This is a genomic window from Methanoregula sp., assembly GCF_035543475.1.
GTDB lineage: Archaea > Halobacteriota > Methanomicrobia > Methanomicrobiales > Methanospirillaceae > Methanoregula.
On record NZ_DATKKA010000002.1, the window covers coordinates 1 to 9,677 of the forward strand.

Sequence of the window (9,677 nt, forward strand, 5' to 3'; positions counted from 1 at the left end):
TGATGCAGGCGCAGCGATGTGCGGTTCCTGTAAGACCGAGAATCTCGGTCTTGAAAAGGTCATCGCCAATTACATCGCCAACCCCAACATCAGGTTCATGATCCTCTGTGGTACCGAAGTCAAGGGCCACCTCTCCGGCCAGTCTATGGTCGCCCTCCACAAGAGTGGCGTCAAGGACGGCAGGATCGTCGGTGCTGAAGGCGCTATCCCCTTCATTGAGAACCTCAATGATGCGGCTATCAAGCGCTTCCAGGAACAGATCACCGTCGTCAATATCATGGAGACCGAGGACCTTGCCGCTATCAAGGCCAAGATCAACGAACTCAAGGCAAAAGACCCCGGCGCATTCGCAGGCGACCCCATCGTCGTTGAGGTCAAGGAAGCAGCCGGCGGCGCTGAAGTCGCAGCAGCAGGAGCCAACCCCCAGTTCCTCGAGATCGAGAAGAGACTCGACAAGATCGAGAAGAAACTCGAATTCGTAGATGCTGAAGTGGCACAGCGTGTTGGGAGAAAAATCGGACGCGATATCGGCATACTGTACGGCCTCGTCGCAGGCTTGATCGTATTTGTCATGCTGCTGTTTATGCTCCAGAAATTGATGGCATTGGTGTAATGGAGGTGTAATAACATGTTCAAGTTTGAGAAAGAACAGAGTGTCTGGGACTTCAACGGCACCAAGATTGGTGGACAGCCCGGCGAATACCCGACCGTATTGGGTGCTTCGATCTTCTACAACAAGCACGAGTGCGTGCTTGACGACAAGACAGGAAAGATCGACAAGGCAAAGGCAGAAGCACTCTGGAACCGCTGTCAGGTACTCTCTGACATGACCGGTATTCCGCATTTTATCCAGATCATCGCGGAATACGGGGAAGCATTCGAGAGCTACTTCAGCTGGTTCGACAGTATCGACAACAAGACTGCATTCCTGATGGACTCGTCGGTTCCGAAAGCGCTTGCCCATGCATGCAATTACGTAACCGAGGTCGGGCTTGCAAACCGTGCGATCTACAACTCCATCAACGGTTCAATCCTGCCCGAAAGCATCGAGGCCTTAAAGAACAGTGATGTCGACGCAGCCATCGTGCTCGCTTTCAACCCGGCAGACCCGTCAGTTGCGGGTCGCGAGAAAGTGCTCGTCGAAGGCGGTGTCGCAGGACAGACCAAGGGTATGCTCGAGATTGCAGAATACTGCGGTATCAAGCGCCCGATTCTGGACACTGCAGCAACCCCGCTCGGTCTTGGATCCGGTGGAGCCTACCGTGAGATCCTCGCCTGTAAAGCCATCCACGGGTACCCGACTGGTGGCGCATACCACAACATGACGGTCTCCTGGACCTGGCTCAAGCGCTGGAAAGGCACCAGCAAGACCCCCTCCGTCCTTGCAGAGGGCTACAAGGGTAAAGACGTCCTGCTCGAACAGATGGCCCACCACTACCTCGGCGGTATTGAGGGTATCAAGCAGGCTGCATGGTCCGCACCCGATATCGGCTGCAACATGATTGCAAGCACGCTCGGTGCAGACCTCATCATGTACGGACCTATCGAGAACGTCGAAGCAATGATCACCGCACAGGCCTACACGGACATCACTGTCCTTGAGGCAACCCGCCAGCTCGGCGTCGAGTGCAAATCGGAAAGCCACCCCATCTTTAAACTCATCTAAATTTTTTTTGGTTTCCCGTCGGCTGACGGGGAAAAAAGTACTTTTCCGGGAAAAATGCATTACCTGCCGGTTACGTGCCGGAGGCTCTCTTCGGCATCCGCAGTGCGCCCCAGACGGCGCAGCGCCTCGGCCCGGTGCTGCCAGACAAACGAGTTGATTGCATTGAAGCCGAGGGCCTGGTCAAAGATTGCCAGCGCTTCCCTGTTCCGCCCAAGACCCAGGAGCGCAATCCCTTTCGAGGTCATCACCCGGATATTGCTGGAGCCGGTTTCAAGGACGCGGTCAAAACAGGCAAGGGCATCCTCGTACCTGCCGAGCTCATTCAGGGAATATCCCTTGTTGGCCATGGCAAGCGAATTCTCCGGATCAAGAGCGAGAGCCTGTTCGAAACAGGTGATCGATTCTGCGTACCTGCCGATCTTGCGCAGGGTATACCCCTTCTCGTACCATGTGGTCAGCAGGTGAGGATTAATTTTGAGCGCACGGTCGTAGCAGGCAAGGGCGTCTTCGTGCCTGCCAAGGGAATAAAAAACGCCGCCTTTCTGTTCGAGCGCCGTGGTGTTCCCGGGGTTGGCCTCAAGGATTCTGTCATATTCAGCAAGGGATTCGTTATACCTCCCAACCCGGGCGAGGCGATGTGCTACCTCAAGCATTGCCGCAGTGTCCATACCGTATCATAGAGAACGTTCGCCCCATCGGTAATAAAATGGCCGGCCGGAAAGGATGCGCACTGAAGGAAAAGGACAATTTTACCGGCGAGATAGACGGCGGTGAAGCAGCCCGGTGCAGCCCAGTACTGCGATGATGGCCGTCAGTGGCTGCAGGGTTGCCTGCGTAGGAGTGCTCCTTGCAGCTGCGGTTGTTACGACGACTGATGGGACAGGTACGGTCGGTTGCCGGGCAGGAGTTACCGGGAGTGTCGGGGCCGGGATCTCCACAGATTGCACCGTGGTCTGGGGAGTACCCTGATCGTCAAGATGCAGCGCATAGGACGTAGTACTGCTGCCACCCTTGCGGGTACCGGGATCCTGCAAATACACCGAAAGCGTCTTGTACGTGTCGCTGCTGCCCAGATGCGAATAATCAACGGGTTCTGTGCTCACATAAACCGTATAGGTCCCGGGGTTGATCTCGTTCCAGATCCGCGATGTGTCCCAGTTAAACCACCACTGCTGGCTGCTGTCAAGGTCAACGATGGTGAACTGTCCCTGGTCGGCACGCTGGGTCACATCAGTGAGAGTCACGCCGTCTGCGGGAAGACCCGGGCCCGTCATAAACAGATACACCTGAGTGCCCCGGTAGGAGTACCCGTGCAGGTTGATGACATCCCCGAGATATCCGGTAACGTAAACATCGGCCGCACTGGCACCTGCCAGCAGCAGGCACGACGCCATACAGATGAGAAGAACGGTTCGGGAACCGTATGAGAAATGCGGATGCACCGGGGTCATTGCCGGATATAAATTGCCGGGGAGTATATTTTTTGCGGTGAGGGAAAAACCGGGGCCTGATGTTGTGGAGCGCGACAGAAAACGCCGGACGGATCAGTACAGGCGGTAGATAAAGTACCCGTCCAGATAATGCTCGGTCTGGTCGTAATCCGCCAGCAGGTTCTTACGGTTGCCGTAGGTGAGCATCCGCTTTTTCAGCGGCTCCATCCCGCAGGTATGGTGGATCAGTTTCTTGATCTCCTCGTTTGCCTGCCGGATCTCCTTTGTTTTGATCTTTCCGAGAAGATCGGGAGGGGTGGCATCGATATCAAAAAAAGCAAAAAGCGATTCCAGGCTGATCAGCCAGAGTTTCTCCTGCACGGCGTTTTCTGCTGCCCGCGTTGCCTCTGCATCGGCAAGCACGAGGTACGCTGCATCGTTACCGTGAAAAAACGCCCTGAACCCGTACAGGTGGCCGTTTGATATACGGAGCTCTGATGTATCCACGCCAAGGAAACGGGCGAGCACTTCGCGTTTCTGCTGCATCACCGGATCCTGGCTGTTGTGCATCTGACCCCTCATACCACGAGATCACGCGCGTAGTGTGTGCACATTCAGCATGGATGTATAAGATATTAAGCTACGCCGTTTACACTCCCGTCACACCAGAGGTACCGGGCTTAAAATAAGAGAGAGATTGACGGGGTTCTGCACGATTATCCGATATCGAGCGGTTCGAACCCCTGCTTAAACACCTTCCCAAACTGGACGTTAATCTTCGGGTCCTGTGCACAGACAGGACATTTATAGTCCTCGGGAAGATCATCGAACTTTGTCCCGGGTTTTATACCACGGTGAGGTTCCCCGCGTTTTTCATCGTATACATACCCGCAGATCGAACAGATGTACCGGGTGGGCGCCCACTCGTCAAAGCCCCATTTGCCGATCTTTCCCCGACCCTGGTACCCGCAGACCGGGCAGACGTAGTCTTCGGGAAGGTCCTCGAAGGGAGTTCCCGCAGGGTAGCCGTTGTGCGGTTCTCCGCGAAGCGGGGAGTAGACGTAGCCGCAGAGACGGCAGCGATACCGTTTCAGCTTGTAGGCCGGGACCTTTTTGGCCGGAGCTTTTTTTCCGGTCTTGACCCTGCCTGCCGGGGTCTTTTTTGCCATCGTACTCTTCTTTGCACCTGCAACAGATTTTGCCGGCATTGCCTTTTTTGGCCTGGCCGCTGTTTTGACCGGTTTTTTTGCCTGCGGTGCAGCTCTCTTTCCGGAAGATCCGGAAACGTTCTTTGTGGCTGGCATACGTACTCTCCGGACCGGGCGGTCCGGGCCATTTCCTGTCCGGCCCGGTACACATCCGCTCTTACGGATGATTGAGATTCCCGGCTATTATATATTATGAATGATGCAATCGTACGGGAGCTTTGGGGCCCGGAAATTCCCGTATCCCAATAGCAAAACCCCTGAATTTATCCGTAACTACCTCCCATGATCAGAAGTATTTGATATGACTGACTTTATCTCAGGAATTCTCTATGCATTTGCGGCGCTCTTTGTCATCCTCGATCCGATCCTGTCAGTCCCGATCTTTGCGGGGATGACCAAAGGGCAGTCTTCCAAGGAGATTCACAAGCAGGCGTTCATCGCGGTGGCTGTTGCCGGCGTGCTGATGTATATCTTCCTCATCTTCAACACTGCGATCTTCTCCATCCTCGGCCTGACGCTCTCCACCTTCCAGATCGCGGGGGGCATCCTCCTTTTCCTCCTGGGAATGGAGATGGCACTGGGTATTGACCTCTGCAAATCCAAAGACCATACCCCGACTGCGGCCGGTGTGGTGATCGGTACCCCGATCCTCTGCGGACCCGGTGCAATTACCACGGTGATGCTCCTCTCAAATGATTACGGTATTCTCATCCCCTTCATTGCCATCACCCTCTCGCTTGCGGCAACCTGGATCATCCTGTACTTCTCCTCTGCCATCCAGAACATTCTCGGGACCGTGATCACCGATATCATGGGGCGGGTGCTGGGGATGCTGGTCGCAGGAATCGCCGTCAAGATCATCTTCTCCGGAATTATCGGGACGCTGGGACTGCCCATCCACATCTGAACAGTCTCCTGAAAAGGTCTCTTTTTTAAAAACAGTACGAAGGGGAATGCAGGGTTACTGCTCATCGCACCGGATGAGCGCTGACAGGAAAAGACGCTGCGGGACCGGATATCATCGCCTGAGCGACCAGACTTCGATCATGTGATCCGGGTGGTACCGTAACTTTGCCTCGCGGAGGCCGGCAACCCCGAGATCGCTCTCCCGGTTGATGTACTCCACTTCGCGTGCAAGAACCGCTGCGGTCTCCTGGTTGATGGCCTTGTAGATTCCTTCGCAGTCCGGCAATCCCTTCTCGAAATGGACGAGCGCCGTATCTGCATTGAGGCGCTCGAACAGGGAGATGGCCGCAGCCTGCCCCTCGACCCGGATCATCATACCCCGGAGGGAAAGTTCGGTGAAGTGCTCGATCGCATAAAAGACGGCTTCCTTCTCGTGGGCGAGGACGAGGTCGTTCTCGCACCCCTTCCATTCGCACCACTTCACCAGGAACTCCATGGCCTCCCTCCGGTTGTCAGCGGTAATCGGCTCCACCGTGTGGGAGCAGTTCTTCCGGAACTTATTGAGCTGGCTGCGGATCTTGAGGTAGTTCTTTCCCGGCAGCTCCGCGAGATCGGCTGCCCTGTACACGTACTCGAAATGGTTCCGGTCCGGTACAAGAGTGAGAGTGGGATCGAGTTCCCGCATCCACTCTGCTGTTGCAGGATCAATGAGAACAATAGGGGTGGCCCCGGCAAACTCCCCGGCAAAACGGATCAGGTCTTTCATGAGCGCGGGATCGCGGGGACCGATGGGAGGGCGGAAACTGGTCACCCCGAAGAGCGTGCTCGCCAGGATCACGTTGCCGTTCACGTACGCATACCGGTACTGGGCGATCTGGTTCCAGCAGACCATGTTCGTGAACGTGTTGTCGCTGTGGCTCTGGGGGTACCGCGCGTAATGCTGCTCGAAAAATGCCCGATCTTCGAGAGTCACCGGCCGGAAGTCCTGTTGTGAGATCATCCGGGTGCACCCCGGTAGATCAGGGGGATATGGCCTTCCATCCGGGCAAACCCGAGCGGGTGGTAGAACGCCTCCGATCCGGGTTCGGCGATCAGGGCGATCCACGTGATCCCTGCCTCCCGGCACCGTGCGATCAGGCACGAGACCAGCGCGGTCCCGAGATCCCTTCCCCGGTATTCCGGAAGAACCACGAGGTCCTGGATATATGCATCCGAGACCCCGTCCGAGAGCACCCTGCCCATCCCGATGGCATGGCCGCTCCGGGTATCGATGGCAACCGCAAAGGCAAAACTCCCGCTGATGAGCCGGGGGATCTCGGCCGGATCGTATTCATCCTTCCACCAGCCGCCGGCCCGGTACAGTGCCACAACCTCTTCGGTACTCCATGAACGGACACAGGAGACCCGGATATCTTCGGCGGTCATCGCAGGTACCTTCTCGTATGAAAAGAGATTGCTCGAAAAGTGGTTAAGTATTGTGCCGCCCGCTGCCGTTTGCGGGCTGCCATACGTGGTGTTCATGCACACGGTACTATGGTGCCTTTAACTGGGCCACAGCCGTATCGACAATCGCCCCGAGCTCATTGATCCCCCAGTGTTCCGAGTTGAGGATCAGGTGGTAGATGGAGAGGTCGTTGATGTCGATATCATAGTACTGCCGGTACCGCACCGCCTCACAGTGCTCACGTTCGAGAGTGATTGCCTGTGCAGTCTCCACATCGGCGATCTGGTCGCGGAAGACGATCCGATCCAGCCGGCAGGATATCGGGGCAAAGAGCCAGATCTTGAGATCCGCCTTCTCCACCATCCAGCCAGAGAGCCGGCCTTCGACAATGATGTTGTCTTTTTCCTCGGCGATCTCTTTTTGCCGGGCATCGATCATCTTGTCATACGCCGGATCTTTCTCGGCAAGCCGGCCGAACTCTGCGAGTTCCATGTGGTGCTCTTTTGCACACTGCCGGAAGACCTCGCCGGCCGAGATCATGGTAAAGCCGTGGCGTTCAGAAAGATACCGTGAGAGCGAGGTGGTCCCGCTGCCGGGAAGCCCGCTCACGGTGATCCGCATCAGATTCCCCCGATGTTGAGAGCCTTTCTTATCACCTGGCTGATCGTGATAGAACAGATCATATACCACACCATCCATGCGGGAATGACCCAGATCAGGGGTGAAGTAAGGTTCAGGGTCCCGAAATACGGGAGAGTGATCGAGTTGTTGATCTCACTCAGGCGATAGAGAAGCCAGAAAAAGATGGGAACTGTAAGGACGAGGATATACCCCATCGGTTTGAACTGCTGCTGGGAGAGTTCGAGCTGCTCCTTCATCATGCGGTCTTTTTTGACATCCAGTTTCTTGATCCGCTTCTCGTCCTGGGAGAGCATGGCCTCGCGGTACTCTTTCTGGAAATCCTTCATCCGGTCCTGAACTTCCGTCATCCGCTCATAATCGATCGTGTATTTCTGGATGATAGAAGAGTACAGGCCGGTTAGGGCCGAGAGGATCACGATCAGGATAAAAAACGGGATCCCGAACTCGGTGACCAGCGGGGCAAATACCCCGTCGATGCCCCGTCCGACATCCGTGCGCAGCCACGGGACCGTGTAGGTCCACATCATGACAAACATGAAGAGTAGCGCAACGTACAGCCCGTACTTTTCCCAGAATTTTCCAAAGTCCATGAAAACCTCCGGACAGGAATTACCTCAGGACATCCGCCATATCCGTGGCGGCCAGGTCCAGCAGGTGATCAGCGTTGGTAATAATCCGGATGGTGCAGCCGGTCATCATGGCATAGGCTGCGGCGATAGACCGGTTGAACTGCTGGTGCTCGGCAATCGAGCGCGCACCTTCCCGGTCCCGGTTTCTCGTCTCGTCGGTCAGGCGCCGCATGAGGATCTGGTCATTATCCGTTTCAACAAGGATGATCACGTCGGGCATGATCTCGCGGAGCACCCATTCAGGAAGTCCCGCAAGGTAGCCTTTGGGGGTCTTGACCGAAGCGTGCGTGTCAATCATCACATTACCCTCGATCCGGGCGATTGCCTGTGCAGCATGCTGCTGAAGCCGTTTCTGGTCGGCCCGGTCAAGAGTACGCATCTGGTCGCGGTTCTCCACGAGCCCCTCGGTCTTGGCCACTTCAAACATGAAAGAACCAAAATTGATGGGCTGGTATTCCACCCCTTCACTCTTGAGCTTGGCTAACGCCTCGTTGATGACCGTGGTCTTGCCGACCCCGGGCACACCCGTGATAATGACCTTTTTCCCTGCCATACCTCTTCCCTTCATTCACTCATTCTTTGCCAAAGAATGTCCGCATGAACGGATACATCTCCATGATCTGCTGGCTTGCAATCTCCTCGTACAACCGGTACGTGATACTCACGGTCAGGAGCAGGCCTGTACCGCTCACCGCCCCGATGACACCGAAGAGGTTGGCCACCACACTCAGGATACCGATGAACACCCCGCCGATGATGGTGACACGGGGGATGTACCGGTCGAGATACTTCTCCAGCACCTGCGGATTTCTCCGGTACCCGGGGATTGACATCCCGGACATCTGGATCTGCCGTGCCACGTCCTTTGAATCAAGACCTGCCGTCTTGATCCAGAAGAGTGCAAAGATTGCACCGCCTACCACCATGAACGTGATATCAATGCCCATCCTGAGAAGAACCTCCCAGGGGGCGTGCCCGAGATCGGTTGCCCACCACATCCAGTCTGTGGGGCCGTTGATGGGCGCAAGGAAGTACATCAGGCCGTTCTGGGGTGTCTGGCCGTTGAATTTGCCCAGGACCGTGATACCGATGTTCGAGAGGAACATCCCGACCATCTGGATATTGGCCTGGAGTACACGCACGAGAATCATCGGAAGCACACTGGCATAGATCAGCTTGACCGGGAACCGGGCCCGCGCACCCCGTACCTGGGCATGGGCAAGGGGGATCTCGATACGGGTCGATTCCACGTACACGATGATGAGGAAGATAATGATGGTCGTTGCAAAGGCCAGAAGGTTCGTCCCGAAATACTGGATGAAGTTCGCACCGTCAAGTACGACCGCAAACAGCCGCGGGAAGAACCCGATCGGGTAGGGGTCGCTGACCGCAGTCCAGTTGATGAAACCGTTGACGAGGGCCTGGGAGATACCGGCAATGATGAAGAGTCCGACACCGGAACCGATACCCCACTTGGTGACCACTTCATCCATGAGGAATACCAGCACACCGCCGATACAGATCTGGACGAAGATTAAGAGCGAGACTGCAAAGAGGTTGCCGCCGAAGAACTGCGCTGCTACGGCGGGATCGGGCTGCATGAAGCCCCCGATGAGGTTGGGGGCTGCCTCGATCACGATCATGACGATGATGAGGATCTTCTGGAGCCCCATGTACATGACCTGCCCGCGGGCCTCGCTGGTGTCAATATGCAGGATATCGGCACCTTTCAAGAGCTGGAGGACGATGGAT

General features: G+C 56.0%; 13 protein-coding genes. 3 read left to right on the forward strand and 10 right to left on the reverse strand.

Translation table 11 applies throughout. The features are described from left to right. Positions 1–613: tetrahydromethanopterin S-methyltransferase subunit MtrG (gene mtrG / locus VMS83_RS00220; protein ID WP_325408734.1), on the forward strand; the 613-nt coding region annotated here is incomplete at its 5' end. A gap of 15 nt (positions 614–628) precedes the next feature. Further along, on the forward strand, positions 629–1,666 hold the full coding sequence (gene mtrH, locus VMS83_RS00225) for a tetrahydromethanopterin S-methyltransferase subunit H (RefSeq protein ID WP_325408735.1): 1,038 nt from the start codon (positions 629–631) through the stop codon (positions 1,664–1,666). A 59-nt stretch (positions 1,667–1,725) separates the two neighbouring features. Here the strand turns inward: mtrH and VMS83_RS00230 are convergent, their stop codons facing one another. The 4 genes from VMS83_RS00230 to VMS83_RS00245 all read right to left on the reverse strand — a co-directional run bounded on the left by VMS83_RS00230 (position 1,726) and on the right by VMS83_RS00245 (position 4,400). Further along, a complete protein-coding gene (locus VMS83_RS00230) occupies positions 1,726–2,334 on the reverse strand; it encodes a tetratricopeptide repeat protein (protein WP_325408736.1) in 609 nt (202 codons plus the stop codon). An 81-nt stretch (positions 2,335–2,415) separates the two neighbouring features. Then, positions 2,416–3,060, reverse strand: coding sequence for a hypothetical protein (locus VMS83_RS00235; RefSeq protein ID WP_325408737.1), 645 nt, complete (start codon positions 3,058–3,060; stop codon positions 2,416–2,418). 150 nt (positions 3,061–3,210) lie between these two features. Continuing rightward, positions 3,211–3,666: a hypothetical protein gene (locus tag VMS83_RS00240; protein WP_325408738.1), complete on the reverse strand. Its 456-nt coding sequence runs from the start codon at positions 3,664–3,666 to the stop codon at positions 3,211–3,213. Positions 3,667–3,812: 146 nt separating this feature from the next. Then, positions 3,813–4,400, reverse strand: a complete 588-nt coding sequence (locus VMS83_RS00245; protein WP_325408739.1) for a rubredoxin — start codon at positions 4,398–4,400, stop codon at positions 3,813–3,815. A gap of 205 nt (positions 4,401–4,605) precedes the next feature. Here VMS83_RS00245 and VMS83_RS00250 point away from each other — a divergent pair, with 205 nt between their 5' ends. Then, positions 4,606–5,211 (forward strand): MarC family protein, encoded by a 606-nt coding sequence (locus tag VMS83_RS00250; RefSeq protein WP_325408740.1) that lies wholly within the window; start codon positions 4,606–4,608, stop codon positions 5,209–5,211. 111 nt (positions 5,212–5,322) lie between these two features. Here VMS83_RS00250 and VMS83_RS00255 read toward each other — a convergent pair whose 3' ends face one another. The 6 genes from VMS83_RS00255 to VMS83_RS00280 all read right to left on the reverse strand — a co-directional run. After that, positions 5,323–6,210: a DUF2156 domain-containing protein gene (locus VMS83_RS00255; RefSeq protein ID WP_325408741.1), complete on the reverse strand. Its 888-nt coding sequence runs from the start codon at positions 6,208–6,210 to the stop codon at positions 5,323–5,325. Then, positions 6,207–6,635, reverse strand: a complete 429-nt coding sequence (locus VMS83_RS00260; protein WP_325408742.1) for a GNAT family N-acetyltransferase — start codon at positions 6,633–6,635, stop codon at positions 6,207–6,209. Before VMS83_RS00260 ends, VMS83_RS00255 begins: the two co-directional genes overlap by 4 nt. 106 nt (positions 6,636–6,741) lie before the next feature. Next, positions 6,742–7,275 (reverse strand): (d)CMP kinase, encoded by a 534-nt coding sequence (gene cmk, locus VMS83_RS00265; protein ID WP_325408743.1) that lies wholly within the window; start codon positions 7,273–7,275, stop codon positions 6,742–6,744. Continuing rightward, positions 7,275–7,886 carry a DUF106 domain-containing protein gene (locus VMS83_RS00270; RefSeq protein WP_325408744.1) on the reverse strand — a complete coding sequence of 204 codons (612 nt, stop codon included), beginning with the start codon at positions 7,884–7,886 and terminating at the stop codon, positions 7,275–7,277. The genes cmk and VMS83_RS00270 overlap by 1 nt, the downstream gene beginning before the upstream one ends. 19 nt (positions 7,887–7,905) lie before the next feature. After that, positions 7,906–8,478, reverse strand: coding sequence for an adenylate kinase (locus VMS83_RS00275; protein ID WP_325408745.1), 573 nt, complete (start codon positions 8,476–8,478; stop codon positions 7,906–7,908). 19 nt (positions 8,479–8,497) lie between these two features. Beyond that, positions 8,498–9,677 (reverse strand): preprotein translocase subunit SecY (locus VMS83_RS00280; RefSeq protein WP_325408746.1); only part of this gene is annotated, 1,180 nt, incomplete at its 5' end.